14 protein-coding genes and 1 tRNA gene are annotated in these 16797 nt (G+C 64.8%); 5 read left to right on the top strand and 10 right to left on the bottom strand.

What is annotated here, in order from left to right; translation table 11 throughout:
- Window positions 1–9: 9 nt before the first annotated feature.
- From CAL28_RS12295 to CAL28_RS12275, 5 genes are all read right to left on the bottom strand, one after another.
- Window positions 10–636: a response regulator transcription factor gene (locus CAL28_RS12295; RefSeq protein WP_094841648.1), complete on the bottom strand. Its 627-nt coding sequence runs from the start codon at window positions 634–636 to the stop codon at window positions 10–12.
- A 105-nt stretch (window positions 637–741) separates the two neighbouring features.
- Window positions 742–2163 (bottom strand): HlyD family type I secretion periplasmic adaptor subunit, encoded by a 1422-nt coding sequence (locus CAL28_RS12290; protein ID WP_094841647.1) that lies wholly within the window; start codon window positions 2161–2163, stop codon window positions 742–744.
- A 2-nt stretch (window positions 2164–2165) separates the two neighbouring features.
- Window positions 2166–4337 (bottom strand): type I secretion system permease/ATPase, encoded by a 2172-nt coding sequence (locus CAL28_RS12285; protein ID WP_094841646.1) that lies wholly within the window; start codon window positions 4335–4337, stop codon window positions 2166–2168.
- On the bottom strand, window positions 4315–4542 hold the full coding sequence (locus CAL28_RS12280; protein ID WP_094841645.1) for a hypothetical protein: 228 nt from the start codon (window positions 4540–4542) through the stop codon (window positions 4315–4317). Before CAL28_RS12280 ends, CAL28_RS12285 begins: the two co-directional genes overlap by 23 nt.
- Window positions 4543–4548: 6 nt before the next feature.
- A complete protein-coding gene (locus CAL28_RS12275; RefSeq protein ID WP_094841644.1) occupies window positions 4549–6132 on the bottom strand; it encodes a TolC family outer membrane protein in 1584 nt (527 codons plus the stop codon).
- A 568-nt stretch (window positions 6133–6700) separates the two neighbouring features.
- Between CAL28_RS12275 and CAL28_RS12270 the strand changes: the two genes are divergently transcribed.
- The 3 genes from CAL28_RS12270 to CAL28_RS12260 all read left to right on the top strand — a co-directional run bounded on the left by CAL28_RS12270 (window position 6701) and on the right by CAL28_RS12260 (window position 7957).
- Window positions 6701–6776, top strand: a tRNA-Ala gene (locus CAL28_RS12270).
- Between the two features lie 411 nt (window positions 6777–7187).
- Window positions 7188–7514, top strand: a complete 327-nt coding sequence (locus CAL28_RS12265; protein WP_094841643.1) for an ArsR/SmtB family transcription factor — start codon at window positions 7188–7190, stop codon at window positions 7512–7514.
- A complete protein-coding gene (locus CAL28_RS12260) occupies window positions 7511–7957 on the top strand; it encodes an SRPBCC family protein (protein ID WP_176463974.1) in 447 nt (148 codons plus the stop codon). Before CAL28_RS12265 ends, CAL28_RS12260 begins: the two co-directional genes overlap by 4 nt.
- Here CAL28_RS12260 and CAL28_RS29750 read toward each other — a convergent pair.
- Window positions 7939–8115: a hypothetical protein gene (locus CAL28_RS29750; protein ID WP_176463973.1), complete on the bottom strand. Its 177-nt coding sequence runs from the start codon at window positions 8113–8115 to the stop codon at window positions 7939–7941. The two genes, CAL28_RS12260 and CAL28_RS29750, sit on opposite strands and share 19 nt — an antisense overlap.
- Before the next feature lie 205 nt (window positions 8116–8320).
- The gene (locus CAL28_RS12250; protein WP_094841641.1) at window positions 8321–9523 is read right to left on the bottom strand and encodes a pyridoxal phosphate-dependent aminotransferase; all 1203 of its coding nucleotides are present in this window, start codon (window positions 9521–9523) and stop codon (window positions 8321–8323) included.
- 257 nt (window positions 9524–9780) lie between these two features.
- Between CAL28_RS12250 and CAL28_RS12245 the strand changes: the two genes are divergently transcribed.
- Window positions 9781–10752 carry a LysR family transcriptional regulator gene (locus CAL28_RS12245; RefSeq protein ID WP_094841640.1) on the top strand — a complete coding sequence of 324 codons (972 nt, stop codon included), beginning with the start codon at window positions 9781–9783 and terminating at the stop codon, window positions 10750–10752.
- A gap of 68 nt (window positions 10753–10820) precedes the next feature.
- Here CAL28_RS12245 and CAL28_RS12240 read toward each other — a convergent pair whose 3' ends face one another.
- The 3 genes from CAL28_RS12240 to CAL28_RS12230 all read right to left on the bottom strand — a co-directional run bounded on the left by CAL28_RS12240 (window position 10821) and on the right by CAL28_RS12230 (window position 15613).
- The gene (locus tag CAL28_RS12240; RefSeq protein ID WP_094841639.1) at window positions 10821–11801 is read right to left on the bottom strand and encodes a Bug family tripartite tricarboxylate transporter substrate binding protein; all 981 of its coding nucleotides are present in this window, start codon (window positions 11799–11801) and stop codon (window positions 10821–10823) included.
- Between the two features lie 75 nt (window positions 11802–11876).
- Window positions 11877–13508 (bottom strand): hydantoinase B/oxoprolinase family protein, encoded by a 1632-nt coding sequence (locus CAL28_RS12235; protein ID WP_094841638.1) that lies wholly within the window; start codon window positions 13506–13508, stop codon window positions 11877–11879.
- Window positions 13505–15613 carry a hydantoinase/oxoprolinase family protein gene (locus CAL28_RS12230; protein ID WP_254926104.1) on the bottom strand — a complete coding sequence of 703 codons (2109 nt, stop codon included), beginning with the start codon at window positions 15611–15613 and terminating at the stop codon, window positions 13505–13507. Before CAL28_RS12230 ends, CAL28_RS12235 begins: the two co-directional genes overlap by 4 nt.
- Window positions 15614–16034: 421 nt before the next feature.
- On the opposite strand from CAL28_RS12230, the gene CAL28_RS12225 reads away from it, so the two are divergent.
- Window positions 16035–16778: an IclR family transcriptional regulator gene (locus tag CAL28_RS12225; protein WP_094841636.1), complete on the top strand. Its 744-nt coding sequence runs from the start codon at window positions 16035–16037 to the stop codon at window positions 16776–16778.
- The last annotated feature ends 19 nt before the right edge of the window (window positions 16779–16797 follow it).

The raw sequence follows: 16797 nt of genomic DNA, 5'->3' as shown, positions 1-16797 counted from the left end.
AGGCCGGCGTCACCGGCTGATGCCGTGCACCCGCAGCGCGAGCTGCAGACGGTCGCTCACGCCCAGCTTTTCGAAGACGGAGGATAGATGCGCCTTGACCGTGCGTTCGGTAATACCCAGGGCAGCGGCGATCTCGCCGTTGGCCTCGCCCACGGCGGCGCGGCGCGCGACCATGTCTTCGCGCTCGGTCAGCACGTTGGCATGCCATTCCTCTTTGCCGCCGGCACGGTTCTCCACCAGGCGCAGCAGCCGCGTCACCAGCGACCGGCCCATCCAGATTTCGCCGGCATCGACCACCTCCAGCACCTGGTTCAGCAAGGCGGGGGGCGCATAGGTATGGCAATACCCGACGGCGCCGGATGCCAGCACCTTGGTCCCCTGCTCGTCATGGGGACGGGCGCTGGCGACGATGGTCCGCAGTCCCCTGATCGCGCCGGTCCATTGCTCGGAATTCCACGCGGGCAACCTGGGAATGTCCGCGTCCACCACGGCCAGCGACCTGCCCTGCTCGCGCCAGCGCGCCAGATCCGCCAGGGCACGCCCACGCGCGGGCAGCCAGCGGCGCGCGTCCAGGCCCGACCAGTGTTTCCATAGCAGATCGTCGTGAGTGACGAACAGAACCGGTGCCACGTGCATCAATACCTCTTCCAGTAGCCTGCCGCCGCGCGACGTGACGCGCCGCGACAGGTATGCGGATGGGAATCCGAAGGAACGTACGGACTATTGAATCGAGCCAGCCTGCTAACGTTCGGTGAATGCGTTCTCTTTGGCGCGCAGGATGGGTTTGAGCAGGTACTGCAGCACCGTCCGCTTGCCGGTCAGGATATGCACTTCGGCGACCATGCCGGGAATAATGGGCAGGTGCTGGTCGCCGACCGTGGCTTTCGAGGTCCGGACCCGGACGATATAGAAGGAGTTACCGCGCTCGTCGGTCACCGTATCGGCGCCGATCTGCTCCACCACGCCCTCCAGGCCGCCGTAGATCGAGAAATCGTAGGCGGTGAATTTGACCTGAGCCTTCTCCTGCGGGTGCAGGAAGCCGATATCGCGCGGCAGGACGCGCACCTCGAGCAGCAGCGTATCGTCGGTCGGGACGATCTCGATGATGTCCTTGCCCGGCTGCACCACCCCGCCCACCGTATTGGCCAGCAGCGTCTTGACGGTGCCGCGCACCGGCGAGCGGATTTCCGCCAGCTTGACCTTGTCGGCCAGCGCGAGCTTGCCCTCGCGCAAGGTACGCAGCTTGGTGGTGGTATCGGACAGGTCGCTGCGCGCCTGGTTGCGGATGTTCAGTTCCGCCTCCTTGGTCTTGCTCAGCGCTTCCTGGATCGATGCCTGGATACGATCGATCTGGGCCTCGGCGGCCTTCTGGTCGCCGCAGCTCTTGGCGACGTCGCGCTGCAGGCGCAGCAAATCGACCTCGGAAACCGCGCCGCTGCTCAACAGCGGACGTGTCACGGTAAGTTCCCGCGACGTCAACGCGCAGGTCGTCGATGCCTGGTCGCGCTTGGCCTGCGTTTCGCGCAGTTCTTCCTGGCGCTGCTTGACCTGTTCCTTAGCGACGTTGATCGTGGCGTTCAATTCGTTGGTGCGCTGGATCCAGGCATTGCGCTCGGCTTCGGCCGCCGCGGGCAGCTTCTCCTGGACTTCCTCCGGCACCTCGAAAGGTTCGCCGGTCGCCAAAGCATGCAGGCGCGCGGCCTTGGCTTCCAGCGACAGGTACTCGGCCTGGTTTTCGCCCAGCGAGGAATTGAACCGGGTGGGGTCGATCTTGAGCAGGATCTGGCCGGGTTCGACAGTCTGCCCGGGCCTGACCATGATCTCCTTGACCACGCCGCCGTCCAGGCTTTGCACCACCTGCACCTGGCGGGAGGGCACGACCTTGCCTTCGCCGCGGACCACTTCGTCGATGGGGCTGTACGCCGCCCACACCAGCAGGCCGGCCACCACGACCAGCGAGGTCCAGAGCAGCACGCGCGCGCCGCGCGCGTCGGAATGGTAGATCGCCCACTCGGCATTGCCGGCGTAGCCGGTCGTCACCTTGGGCTTGCCCCGCTCCTCGCCGTCCAGCAGGACGTCGAACAGCTTGACGAACAGCGTCCGTGGCAGACGCACGAGGGTCCCCAGGAACGAACCGCTTTCGTTCGCGACATGCGTGTCCATGCTCAGCTCCCTCGTCCCACCCGGCCCGTGCGCAACGCTTCCACCACCTGTTCCTTGGGACCGTCGGCCACGACGCGGCCGCCATCGATCACGATCAGGCGGTTCACCAACTCGAGCAGTGCGGTGCGGTGCGTGATGAGGAACATCGTCTTGTTGGACCCGGCCGCCGCCAACTGGCCGCGCAGGCGCGATTCGCTCTGGTGGTCCATGTTGCTGCTGGGCTCATCCAGCAGCAGCACCGGCGGATCGTTGATCAGCGCCCGCGATATCGCCACGGACTGCCGCTGGCCGCCCGACAGCGATTCGCCGCGTTCGCCGATCAGCATGTCGAAGCCGTCCGGATGCACATTGGCGAATTCGCTAACGCCGGCGACCTCGGCCGCCGCCAGGATGCTGGCGTCATCCGCGTAGGGCGCGCCCATGGCGATGTTGTGCTTCAGGCTGCCATAGAACAGCACCGGATCCTGCGGCACATAGCCGATCGCGCGGCGCAGGTCCGCCGGATCGATCTGGCGGACGTCGACGCCGTCCAGCAGCACCGTCCCTTCCGTGGGCTGGTAAAGGCCCATGATCAGTTTTTCCAGCGTGGTCTTGCCGGAGCCGATGCGCCCGATGATGCCGACCTTGTCGCCCGGGTTCAGCTTGAAGGACACATTGCGCAGCACGGGCTGCGCCGCGCCGGGATAGGCGAACGTCACGTCGCGGAACTCGACGGATCCGTGGAAGACCGGACGGTGCAGGAATTCCGCAGTTTCCGGGCGTTCCACGGGCAGCTGCATGTAGTTGTCGATCGACCCCAGCGAGGTGCGGGCGTTCTGGTACTGCAGCAACAGTCCGGCCACCTGGCCCAGCGGGATCAGGCAGCGGCCGGAGATCATCGACGCCGCGATGATGCCGCCCATGGACACCGCCGAATCGTGGGCAAGGTACACGCCGATGGTCACCACCGCCACGGATACCAGCTGCTGCATCGCGGCGACGAAACCGACCGTCGTGCTGGACATCAGCTTGAGCTTGCTGCTGATATTGGCGATGTACTCGGTCGAGCGCTCCCAGTTCCGCTGCATCGCGCCCTGGGCATTCAGCGTCTTGACCGTCTCGAAGCCGGTCAGGGCCTCCACCAGGGTCGCATTGCGCTGCGACGATGCCTGGTAGGACGCCATGGTCAGCGTTTCCATGCGGAACTGCGCGGCCAGCGACACCAGCACGATCAGGACGATGGCGACCACCGGCGGAATGACCATCCACGGCGAAATCCACGCCAGCACGAGCAGGAACATGACCACGAACGGCAGGTCCACCAGGGTCGTGATGCTGGCCGATGCGATGAAGTCGCGAATGGATTCGAAGGAACGCAGATTGGCGGCGAACGAGCCGACCGACGCCGGCCGCCCTTCCATGCGCAGATCCAGCACCCGCTCCATGATAAGCGCCGACAGCTTCACGTCGACCCGCTTGCTGGCGCTGTCGATGACATGCGCGCGCGCCGTGGTCAGGATGGTATTGAAGATGACCACGATGGCGATGCCCACCACCAGGACCCAGAGGGTCTCCAGCGCGTTGTTGGGCACGACGCGGTCGTACACGTTCATCGTGAACAACGGCATCGCCATGGCGAACACGTTGATCAGCACCGCCGCCAGGATGGCATCGCGGTACAGGCGGCGGTTCTCGAATATCGCCGACCAGAACCAGTGCCGGCCGCGCACCTTGCCGACTTCCGGCGAACGGGCGTCGAAGCGGAATTGCGGCCGCACGAAACAGGCCATGCCTGTGTAGTCCTGCGCCAGTTCTTCGGCGCTGATTTCCACGGCACCCGCGCCCAGCTCGGGATGGCTGATCAGGTATTTGCCTTCGCGCGCCTCCAGCAGCAGGCAAGCGCGCTCGCCATGCAGCAGCAGGATCGCGGGCAGGATATCCGTCGGGATCTCCGCCACCGCGCGCTTGACCATGCGGGCCGACAGGCGGGCCCGCGCCGCGGCGCGCGGCAGCAGCGCCGGCGTCAGGCGCTGGTCCACCAGCGGCAGCCCGGCCGACAAGGCCTGCGGCGTCGCGGGGACCCCATGCACCCGGGTCAGCTCGACCAGGCACTCCAGCAAGGGATCGTCATGAACCGCGCGCGGATCTACGCGCCACGAGTCCACCGAGCGGTCAAATGACTTGTCCGTCTTCATCGTCCAACAGATCCAGATGTTCGGATAACCGGGCCCGGTGCTGCTTACGCTCGTTAAGCTTGCGCTGCGCGTGCGGCGGCAGGTCAGTCAGCCGCAGCGTGCCGTTGGCGATCAAGGCGTCTATCAGATCTTCGAGTACACGAACGAAGTCCAGATCCAACTTGGAAAATTCGCCGTCCTGATCCTTTTCGCCTTGAGTCGCCATGGCAAATCACCACTTCGGGGAGGAACCCGGCTGGGCCGGGCTGGGTTGCGAGGATTTGCCCGCGGGGATGAGATCCGGGGGCGTCATGCCGCTGTTGTAGTTGACCTTCACGGGCTCCAGGCGCGACGCATCGGGCACCGTCGAATTGCACAGCTTGATGACTTCGTCGCTGACCTGCAGCTTGCCGTTCTCTTCCGGCGTCTCGTCGTTGGCGGGACGCAGGCCCAGCGCGGGCAGCAGTTTGTGCGACAGCGTCAGCCAGCGGTACTGCGCGACCTGCAGGTCGTACAGCGCATTGGTCAGCGCGCGGCGCGATTCGAACAATTCGTTTTCCGTGTCCAGCAAGTCCAGCAGCGTGCGCTGGCCGATCTGGAACTGCTGGCGATAGGCATCGCGCACCTTGGTCGTCGCCACTTCGTGGTCGCGCAGGAACGGCAGGGCCTGGCGCAGGTGCACCACGTTGTTCCAGGCAATCGCCAGATCCTGCTGGATATTGCGGCAGGTGTAATTGCGGACATCGCGCGCGGCATAGCTCTGGGCGGACGTCTGACGTACCCGCGCCGAATCGGCGCCGCCGCGGTACAGGTTGTACGACATGACGACCTGTACGTTGGTGCTGCGCGTGTTCTTGTAGTCCGGACCCGGCTGCGACGTATCCGTGCCGTTGGACGCCACGAACTCGAACTTGGGCGAGAACGCGCCCTTGGACGATTGCACGCCGGCATCCGCGGCTTGCAGCAGCGCCTGCTTGGAGAGGAAAGCGGGATTGCTGCGCAGCGAATCGTTGAAGTTCTTCGGATCCTTGGGCAGCTTGTCTTCCAGACGGGGCGGCGGCGCCAGGGTCGACGGCACATCCAGCCCGGTGACGCGGCGGAAGCGCTGGGTCACGTCATTCAGGTTGGCGCTTTCGGTCATCAGGTTGGTCTGCGCCAACGCCAGCCGGCCACCGGCCTGTTCCAGGTCCACCCGGCGGCCCACACCGGAATCCGCGCGCTCGCGGATCTGCTTCATCGTTTCTTCGTGCAGGCTGTAGTTCTGGCGCGCCAGCAACTCCAGGTCACGGTAACGCTCGACGTCCAGGAAGGCCTGCGTCGCGTTGAAAGCCATTTCGTCGCTGGTGGCCAGCAGGTCGTAGAAGCGCGACAGTTTTTCGAAACCGGCCTGCTTCACGTCATTGGAGGTCTTGAAGCCGTCGAACAGCAACTGGCGCAATTCGACCGTATAGCCGGGACGGTTCCAGCTGGCCGAGCCCTGGCCCGGCAGGTTGCTTTGCCATTCATGGCCAAGCCAGCCTTGCGTGTTGACTTGCGGCAGGAACCCGCCGCGGGCGACGTTCTGCCCTTCCAGGGATGAACGGAAGTCGTTGTAGCGGGCCTGGATTTCCGGGTTGGTCAGCAGCGTCTGCTCGACGACCTGGTTCAGGCTGGCGGCGCCTTTGGCACCCGTGGCTTGCGCAACCGGTGCGTTGGTGGCCGGAACGACGGGAGGCTTGGCGAGCTGGCCGTTGGGCTGGCTGGGTTGAGCGACGGCGGCAGTGGCGGCGGCAGTTGCAAGTACAGCAACAAGATGCTTCAGACGAAACGAATGCATGTCTTTCCCGTGATGCGTGATCGTGGTTGAGTAACAGCTGATTGCCCGGCTGTAATACTTCGCGCTCAGCACGTGCCGCTCCGCATACAGGTTTTTTTAAGAGGAACGGTCGACGAAACAGCTATGACGAAACTGCGGCGGGCATTGTCTGTTTCGTTCAACGCTGCATCAACTCCATAAAAACGCGGTTTATTTCATAACGTCTCAAGCAGATGTAAATATTATGGTCGCAGGCGCTTTCGTTTCGTAGACACATTTGTAAGCCCAACAGCACACTTGCATGCTCTACAGTAAGAACTCCTGCCAATTTGGTCCAACTTCTGCGAAATCTGTACGATTTCCGGGCCCGGGCCAAGAGACGACAATGTAACGACGAGGGGAAACCCTAGAAAATCGGCTTTTGCCGGTGGTACGAAGCGACATTGTGGTTATGTAACAACATGTCTTGATACACACATATATCACTGCCTGGCGGGCAAAAAAATGCCTTCCTGAGGCCGCGAAACCCCGCACGGGAGGCGCGCCCGGGCTAAAAGTTTTCTGGTATAGTTGCGGACTTGCTTGATGTGGGGCGGTAGCTCAGCTGGGAGAGCGTCGCGTTCGCAATGCGAAGGTCGGGAGTTCGATCCTCCTCCGCTCCACCACCAGATTCCAGCGACGTCCACGGATGTCCGAAACAGCGCCGAAAGGCGCTGTTTTGCTATGGAAATACGGCCGCCGGGGTCCCCGTATTTCCCATTGTTTGCCAGAACCGCGTTCTGGCCTCGAACCTTTTCATTCAAGGCGATGTAGAGAGCTGGCCTCATCGCCAATGCAGCATCGTTCGGAACGCTCCCCTGATCAGCACCGTCCAGCAGTCCGCCATTTCCGTTGCTGGAAAGCAGCGCGAGATGGTCCTCAGCGGTCCAGCATCCGTCGGGGATCTGCTTGCCGTGCCCCGAGTCGAGCGCCCCTTTCCAAGCCGCTGCGACCGTACGCACATACCAACTTGACGCGGAAACGAGGGGTCGAAAAATACACTTGACTTAACTAATTCGTGAATTAACATATTGGTTATGGATTCACTTGACCCTGTCTTCAACGCGTTGGCCGACGCTACCCGGCGGGCGATCCTTGTTCGTTTGGCGCAGGGAGAGGCGACTGTTGGAATGCTCGGCGAGCCGTTCACGATTTCGGCGCCGGCGATCTCGCGGCACCTCAAAGTGCTGGAGGATGCGGAGCTGATCGTCAACGAACGGCGGGGCAAACAGCGAGTCTGCCGCCTGCGCCCGGAAACGCTGGCCAGTGCCCAGCAATGGCTCGATTTCAGCCGCCGCTTCTGGACCGCGAGCCTTGGGCGGCTCGATGACCACCTGAAAAACTCTCCAAAGGAAATATCGTGAACATCGACGACGAAACGACGCTCGTGATCACCCGGGTTTTCGACGCATCGCCCGAGGAGGTGTTCGATGCCTGGCTGACGCGGGAGCAATGGCAAGCGTGGATCGGACCCGAAGGCATCAGCTGCAAAGTGCCCGTTCTGGAGGCGTATGTCGACGGCAAGTATCACATCGACATGCAAATGTCGGACGGCTCTCGCCTGCCGGTTTCCGGCAGATTTATGACTATCGACCGACCGAAGACGCTGTCATTTAGCTGGGGATGGGATGGCGATCCGTCCCGGCAAAGCGTGATCACGCTGACGTTCCAGCACAGTGAAGGGAAAACGGAACTCACTTTGAGGCAGGAGGGCCTCGGCAGTGTCGCTAATCGCGATGATCACTGCCAGGGTTGGAACAGCGCGCTGAACAAGCTCCAGCGTTTTCTTCAGAAAGGACGGCTGTGATGCACACGGAGGGACGGTCGCGCGATGCCGCGATGGGCAGCTTCCGCCACGACAATCGACAGCGCGATGAGCCCCACCCCGACCAGGCTTAGGTAATGCGGGTCCAGGAACAGGGTGATGAAGCCGCCCAGGGCCTCGGCTTTTCCGATCGTGAGCAAATGCGGCGCGCATTCCTGCGCGTGCTGGGCCAACCGCCCCAGACCGTCCGCCACTTGTCCCGGGCAAGCCGTGCACCTGCCGCGCCGGCCGGCACAACGCGGGCGGAATCCCCCGCGCACCCGGCTCCCGCCGATAATGGACGTCGATTGCCGGCGGCCATCACGCCTGCCCGCAATGCGCGGTGATGCGGCGCGGGGACTAGCCTCAGGCAAGTCGTTCGCAGGCGCGCCGCAGGCGGTCGCAGCCTTCCTTGATGGTATCCATGGACGCGGCGAACGACAGGCGGAAGTACGGCGACACCCCGTAGGCCGCGCCCTGCAGAACGGCGAAGTCCACTTCTTCCAGCAGATACATGATGAAGTCCTCGTCGCTGCACAATGCCCTGCCCTGCGGCGTCCGGCGTCCCATCAGTTGTGCGCAGGAAGGAAAGGCATAGAAGGCGCCTTCCGGCACATGGCACCGGATCCCGGGGATATCGTTCAAGGTACCCACCAGGAAATCGCGCCGCTGCTGGAAGATTGCCGTGCGTTGCGCGATGAAATCCTGCGGGCCGTCCAGCGCCTCGCGCGCGGCGGCCTGGCTGATGGACGATGGGTTGGACGTGCTCTGCGACTGCAGCTTGGTCATCGCCTTGATCAGTTCGCCCGGGCCGCCCGCGTAGCCGATGCGCCATCCCGTCATGGCATAGGCTTTGGATACGCCGTTTACCGTCAGCGTGCGCGACTTCAGTTCCGGTTCGACCTCTGCCATGGTGCTGAACCGGCGCCCGTCGTAGAGGATGTGTTCGTACATATCGTCCGAGAGGATCCACACCTGAGGATGGCGCAGCAGCACCTGCGCCAGCGCTTGCAGCTCCTGGGCGGAATACGTCGCGCCGCTGGGATTGTTCGGCGCGTTCAGTATCAGCCACCGCGTGCGCGGTGTGATGGCGCGCTCCAGTTCGTCGGGGCACAGCTTGAAGCCGTCCTCGACCCGCGTCGGCGCGAAGACGGGAGTGGCGCCGGCAAGCAGCGCGATATCCGGATACGACACCCAGTACGGTGCCGGCACGATGACCTCGTCGCCCTTGCCCACCGTGCACATCAAGGCGTTGAAGATCACCTGCTTGCCACCCGTGCCCGCGATGATTTCTTCCTTCTTGTAATCCAGGCGGTTCTCCCGCTTGAACTTGTCCGCGATGGCCGCCTTCAGCTCCGGCGTGCCGCCCACATCGGTGTATTTGGTGCGCGATTGCGCCATGGCGCGCATGGCAGCCTCGATGATGTTTTCGGGAGTGTCGAAATCGGGCTCGCCGGCGGTAAGTCCCAGGATATCGCGCCCGCTGGCGCGCAATTCGCGCGCGCGCTGCCCCGCCATCGAGCTGGGAGACGGCTTGATGCGATTGACCCGGTCTGCGAGTAAGCCCATGTCTGTGTCCTTTGCGGTTCGTGGCGATGGCGCCGGTGTGCACATTCCCGGAAATGGGATCGTCGGCATGAATTCTAGGAACGGGCTTTGTTCATAACAAACAATGAATTTCGATTGTTTATTCGTTTCCATCAATATATGATCGGAAGCCGCCGGGCCTCGTCCGATCGGGCGCGACCTTTCGCCACGACGATCCCACGCACGCGCTTTTAAGCCCCAAAGACGCCCCGCCCCGCGCGGTGCAATCCAATCCGACCATGCTGCGCAATATCTCCCTCCGACACCTGCGATGCTTCGTGGCGGTGGCCGACGCCGGTTCTTTCACGGTGGCCGCCTCGCGCCTGTTCCTGACGCAGTCCTCGCTGACCGCCACCATCCAGCAGTTCGAGGAAACCGTCGGGGTCAAGCTGTTCGACCGCAGCACGCGCCGCGTCGCCATGACCAACGAAGCCGTGCGCTTCAAGGTGGAAGCCGAAAAGATACTGAGCCACTTCGACGGCGCGCTCAGCGACCTGCAGGCCTTTTCGCAGGGACGACAGGGCCATATCCGGATCGCCGCGGCGGCCTCGGTGATCGAGCATTTCCTGGCCAGCGCGGCCCATGCCTTCAAGACGGAATATCCGGACACCACGATCTCGCTGCGCGATGCCGGCGCGGAACTGGTCGAAACCATGGTGGCCGGCGGCGAGCTGGATTTCGCGGTGACCAGCCGGTACCGAGGACACGACGACCTCGTATACACCCCCTTGCTGGAGGACCGCTACGGGGTCGTATGCGATCCACGGCATCGCTACGGCGCCAGCCGCAAGCCCTTGCGCTGGTCCGAGCTGGACCCGGCGGACTACGTCAGCTTTTCGCCGGACACGGGCATCGGGGCCTTCCTGCGGCAGAATGCCGGCCGCAAGGACATGTTCTCCGGCATGCGCGACGAAATATCCAGCACCACGTCGCTGCATGCGGTGCTGCGCATGGGCGCCAGCTACGCCATTATTCCGGCACTCGCGGCGGGCATGGGACAGTTCGCGCCATTCGTGTTCCGCGAAGTAAGCGGGCCCAGGCTGTCGCGCGAGATCTGCCTGATCAGCCGCAAGCTGCGCGCGCTGTCGCCCAGCTCCACACACCTGCTGGAATTCATGCGCCGCGCCATCGACGAACGCGCCTTGCCACCCGGCGTCAGGACACTGGGCGGCAGGCGGACATCGAACAAAAGCCCCGCGCCGCGCAAATAGCTGGCAGCCCATCCCGCCGGGCCGCGCCCGCGCAGGGTGCCCGCAAGCCGGAAGACCCGAGGCCTCTTCTATTCCAGGCTGATCCCGGCCTTATCGATGACCTGCTTCCATTTGACGGTTTCGCTGCGCATCAGGTCGCTCAGGGCCTGAGGCGGGCCGCCGGCCACTTCGAATCCCAGGTCCTGGAGCTTCCTGCGGGTGTCGGGATCCTGCAATCCGCGGTTGAAGGCTTTGTTCAAGGTGTCGATGATCGGGGCGGGTGTGCCGGCCGGCGCCAGGAAACCGTACCAGCCGATCAGCTCATAGCCGGGCACGCCGGACTCCGCCACGGTGGGCAGGTCCGGATAAGCCGGCAAGCGCTTGGCCGTGGTGACCGCCAGCGCGCGCAATTGGCCGGTCTTCACCAAGGGCATCGCTTCGGGCAGGATCGCGAACATATAGGCCGTCTGCCCGCCGACCAGGTCGGTCAGGGCCGGCGCGCCTCCTTTATACGGGACGTGCGTGGCGTTCGTGCCGGTCAGCCGCTTGTACAGCTCGCCCCCCAGGTGCGCGGGCGTGCCGGCGCCCGACGACGCATAGCTGGCCGAACGTCCGGGGCCTTTCAGCCATTCCGTCAATTCCTGCACGGACTTTACCGGCACCTTGTCGTTGACCACCACCAGGCTGGGCAGCATGGTGGCCAGCACGATGGGCGTGAAGTCTTTCTGCGGGTCGTACGGCAACGTCTTGTACAGGCTCTGGTTCACCGACAGCGCCGTCGAGGTTCCCAGGAACAGCGTGTAGCCGTCGGGTTCGGACTTCGCCACAAAAGAGGCGCCGATATTGCCGCTGGCGCCGGGACGGTTCTCCACGATCACCGTCTGGCCCAGCGATTCGCCCACCTTCTGGCCCAGCATGCGCGCCAGCACGTCGGTCGAGCCGCCGGCCGGGTACGGCACGATTACCCGTATCGGCTTGCTCGGATATGCCGGCGCCGCCGATACGCCCCCCGGATTCAAGGACGCCAATATCGATAAGGCGGCCATTCCACACGTCAACGCTAGCTTCATCTGCTTTCCCTTGGATCGGCCGCTGCGGCGGCCTGGTTGATTTACCGAACCCGGCGGCGTCGTTCGCCGCCGGGTTCAGTCCGCCGAGATATAGCCTTGGGCGATATCCCGTGTCCTTGCCGCGGCATCCCGCTCCGCGGGGTCGCCGTAGCCCCCGCCCCCGGGCGTGCGCAATACCACTTCGTCGCCGGGATGCAGCACATGCGGGCGGCGGCTGTCGATGGCCTCGCCATTGACGATGACCTCGCCCAGCGCGCCATCGCCGCCGCCGCCCAGTCCCGGCGCGGGCACGCGCAGACGCTCGGTCAGGAACACGATAGCCAGCGGCGCGTGATGCCGGCTGACAAAGCAGATCTCCTGGCCCAGCCCGCCGCGATAGGTCCCCTGCCCGCCCGAGTCGGCGCGCAGGCGCTTGTACTTGAAGAACAACGGGGCTTCGCGTTCGGCCACTTCAATGGGCGTGGCCGAGATATTGCTGGGCCAGGACATGACCGATGCGCCGTCCTTGCCGGCCGTCCCGCCCATGCCGCCGTTATAGAACAGCACGGTGGCGAAGGGCCGTCCGTCCTCGCGCGTACCGCTCAGGTTGGCGATCCACAGCGGCGAGCCGACGCCGGCCATGACCTTGCGCGGCAGGATCGCGAACAAGGCGCCGAAGATCACCGTGGGCACATAGTGGCCGGTACAGGCACGGCCGCCCACCGGCGCCGGCATGCGCGGATTCAGGATGGAGCCTTCCGGTGCCGTGATACCGATGGGACGGAACAGGCCATCGTTGTTCGGCAATTCCGGCAGCAGCAGGCTCTTGATCGCGTACACCGTCATCGCGCTGGTGTAGGCCAGCACGCAATTGATGCCGCGCGGCTGCTGCGGCGAAGTCCCGGTGAAATCGCATTCGATTTCTTCGTCGTGGACGCGCACCCGTACGTGGTACTGGAACCGGTTCTCGAAGCCGTCGGTTTCCATGGCGTAGCGGTACTCGCCGTTCGGCAGTTGGCGTATGGCGCGGCGCATGGCCGCTTCGCTGCGATCGAACAAGGCCCGCGCCAGCGCATCGATACCGGCCAGGCCGTATTCATCCAGGATGGCGTCGAGGCGATTCGCGATCAGCTCCACCGCGCCGACCTGCGACCAGATGTCGCCCACCGTCTGCTGCGGCGTCCGGACATTGGTGCGGATCAAGGACAGCAGCGTCTCGTCCGCCTGGCCGTCGCGCAGCAGACGCATCAGCGGAATATGAAAGCCTTCCTCGAACAATTCGCGCGCGTCCACCGAGCGGATCTTGCCGCCGATGTCCGGCACGTGCGCGGCGGAGGCCGCGAAGCCGACCAGCACGCCGCCATGGAAAATCGGCTTGACCAGGCTGACGTCGTTCAGGTGCCCCGTACCGATCCACGGGTTGTTGGTGATGAACACATCGCCGTCGCGCATATCCTCGCGGCCGAAGCGCGCGATCGTCGCCTGCACGGTACGCGGCAGCGTGCCAATGAAGGACGGAATGCTGCCGGAATTTTCCGCCAGGGAACGGCCGGCGGAATCGGTAAGCACCACGGCGAAGTCGTTCGCCTCGGTGGATAGCGTCGAGAACGATGTGCGGACGATCAGCTTGGCGGCTTCATTGACCACGGAACGGATCCGCGTCCAGAACACTTCCAGGAAGATCGGGTCTGCCGCCGGGTCGCCGTGTCGGCGGTTCGGATGGGTCATGCCTGCTGCTCCTGAATCGTGACGATCAAATTGCCGCTTGGAAGTTGCCGGACGTGGCCGCGCGGGCCGACGACCAGGGTGGATCCCTCGTCCTCGATCAGCATCGGCCCGACGCGGTCGAAACCCGGATGCAGGACGTCGCGCTTGTAGACCGGGGTATCGACAAAGCCGGCCGACTCGCGGAAATAGACGGCGCGCATGCCGGCCGGTTCGATAGGGCCGGCCAGCTTCATGTCCGCGTGGGCCAGCTGCTCGCGCGGCGGCGCGGTTGCGCTGACGCGCAGGTTCAGCAGTTCGATGGGCACGTCCGGCGGAGTGCGGCCGAACTTCTCGCGATAGCCGGCTTCGAATGCGCGCAGCAGCGCCTGGCGTACCGTCTCGCTGTCGGCGGCGCCCGCGCCCGCATAGGGGCCGGGCGGCAGATCCACCGTCAGGCTGAAACCTTGCCCGGCGAAACGGCCATCGGCGCTGCGCCGCGCCGCGCACGGCCCGAAGGCCGCGTCCAGCGGACGGAGGGATTCGACGGCGTTGCGTTCCAGCGCCGTGTAGGCGTGTTCCAGGTCCTCCAGGCTGTCCACGGCCGGCCGCACGTTGACCGTGCGCGAGCGGTCGGCGCGCGCCGGCGCGACCAACAGGCCATAGGCCGAAGCCACGCCGGCGGCGGGCGGGCAGATGATGGTGCGCACGCCTATCTTCTGCGCCACGTAATAGGAATGCAGCGGACCGCCGCCACCGGTGCACAGCAGCACGAAGTCCCGCGGATCGCGGCCGCGTTCGGCGACGTGCACGCGCGCGGCCCCGGCCATGTTCTCGGCAACGATGTCGTGGATGCCCCAGGCGACGTCGATGGCGTCGTGGCCCAGTTCCGTTCCCATGGCGTCGAGAGCGGCGCGCGCCGACTCGCGGTCGATGGACATCGTCCCCCCCGCGAAATAGTCCGGATTCAAATAGCCCAGCAGCAGATTGGCGTCGGTCACGGTGGGTTGGTCGCCACCCAGTCCGTAGCAGACGGGCCCGGGTTCGGAACCGGCGCTATGCGGTCCCACCTTCAACAGGCCCAGTGCGTCCTGGCTGGCGATACTGCCGCCGCCGGCGCCGATTTCGATCAGGTCGATCGTGGTGATGCGTATCGGCAGGCCGCTGCCTTCGGCGAAGCGCTTCTGGCGCGCGGCTTCGAAGCCGAACGAGATCGAGGGCTGGCCGCTTTCCACCAAACAAAGCTTGGCCGTCGTCCCGCCCATATCGAAGGCCAGCAGATCGGCCTGACGGTCGCGCTGGCTGTAGTGGGCCGCCGATATCGCGCCGGCCGCCGGGCCGGATTCCAGCAGTTCGATGGGCACGCGCCGCGCTTCGCCCAGGTGGGACAGACCGCCATTGGAAAGCATCATCAGAATGTCGGCGCGCAGGCCCAGATCGCGCAGGCGGCGTTGCAGGTTGTCCAGGTAGCGGCTGGCCAGGGGCTTGATATAGGCATTGGCCGAGGTCGTCGACATGCGCTCGAACTCGCGCACGACCGGAGCGACCTCGCTGGAAAGGGTGATCGCCAGATCGGGGAATTCCCCCTGCACGATCTCACGGACCTGCCGCTCATGTTCGTCGCTGGCATAGGCGTGCAGCAGGCACACCGCGAGCGACTCGATCCCGTCGCGGACCAGCGCGCCCACGGCGGCGATCACTTCGCGCGCGTTCACGGGCTCGATTTCGCGGCCCCCGGCGTCCATGCGGGCGCCGATCTCCGCCCGCAGACGCCGTTCGACCAGCGCGGGCGCTGCCTCGATCTGCAGGTCGTAAAGGTCGTACTTGCGTTCGTGACCGATCTCGACCACGTCCCGGAAGCCCCGCGTGACCAGCAGGCCGGTCCTGCTGCCACGACGCTCGATGAGCGCGTTGGTGAACAGCGTCGTGGCATGCACGATACGCGTGACCTTCGCCGGGTCGATGCGGCGGGATGCCACGATCCGGCCCACGCCGTCCGCGACGCCTTCGGCGGGGTCGCCGTGCGTCGTCAGCACTTTCAGGCTGTACAGGGTCGAAGCCCCGTAGTCCAGCGCCACGATATCGGTGAAGGTACCGCCGATATCGATCCCGATCGCCCACCCTGCCACGTGCTTCTCCCTGTATGGCCAAATATCCGCCGGATCATAGGAGTGGACATTGATTTATTCCAATGAAAAATAACGAATCACTTTTCGCCAAATCCGATATATCCGGCCTATGCCCCAGCGTGGCGCGTCGATGCGGGCGAACCGCCCGCGGCGATGTTCCGGTGTGGTGCGGTGGGCGCGCCGCCGGCCTGCGCGGTGCGCCGGAATGGGGCAGGCACCGGCCGTTTGTCCCACCGCATGGGACAACGCGGCGCATTCCGTATCCTAGGGTAATCCCTTAATAAACCACATTCTCCGAAAAATCAGCTACTTACGCCTGCCGGATGGGTACGCCCCGCTCATCCAAAATACGCAGCCGATTCCCACCGGATGGGACTCCGCGCTTGGCGCGCGTGCCGCGCTGGCCGATACTTGCGCCATCATGTCTGCCGCCGCGAACTCCCCCGCTTCCCAAGACCGCGTCCTGCTGGTGCTGGCCACGCTGGCCCAATGGAATGGCCCGGCCACCGCGCAGGAGCTGGCCGACGCGACCGGGCTGCCGCGCAGCTCGCTGTACCGTCAGCTGGCCCGCCTGAAGCAGTGGGGCTTCGTGCAGGAAGAAGACGGCACCTATGCCCCCGGACCGGTAGGCCTGCAACTGGCGCAGGGCTTCGATGCCAGCTCCAATCTGGTCCACATGGCGCGCATGGACATGCAGAGGCTGGTGAAGCAATCGCATGAAAGCGTGGGTCTGATCGTGGCGGTGAATGACCGCGCCATCTGCCTGGACATGCTGGAAAGTCCGCAAGCGCTGCGCTGTTCCTTCGAAAAAGGCCGCAGCGTGCCCTTGCGCAAGGGTGCCACCGCCAAATGCCTGCTGGCCCACCTGCCGGCTGCGCGGCGCGATGCCGTGCTGGATGCCTGGCAGGGCGACTCGACGGATCCGCAGTTGCCCGACCGCGCATCGCTGGCCGCGATCCGCAAGGCCGGCTACGCATGCAGCCAGAATGAAATCGATGAAGGCGTCTGGGGCGCCAGCGCCCCCTTGTTCGGTCCTGGCCAGCGCCTGGCCGGCTGCATGACGCTGATGGCCCCGATCGCGCGCGCCCTGCCCCGCGAAGGCGAACTGATCGAAATGGTAGTGGTGGCCGCCGCGCGCGTGTCCCGCCTGTTGAGTTTGAGTTGACCCCCGCCCACCGGACCTG

It is taken from the genome of Bordetella genomosp. 11 (assembly GCF_002261215.1).
Classification (GTDB): Bacteria; Pseudomonadota; Gammaproteobacteria; order Burkholderiales; family Burkholderiaceae_B; genus Bordetella_C.
The sequence above is the reverse complement of the archived record's forward strand: the minus strand, read 5'-3'. Positions and strand labels throughout refer to the sequence as shown.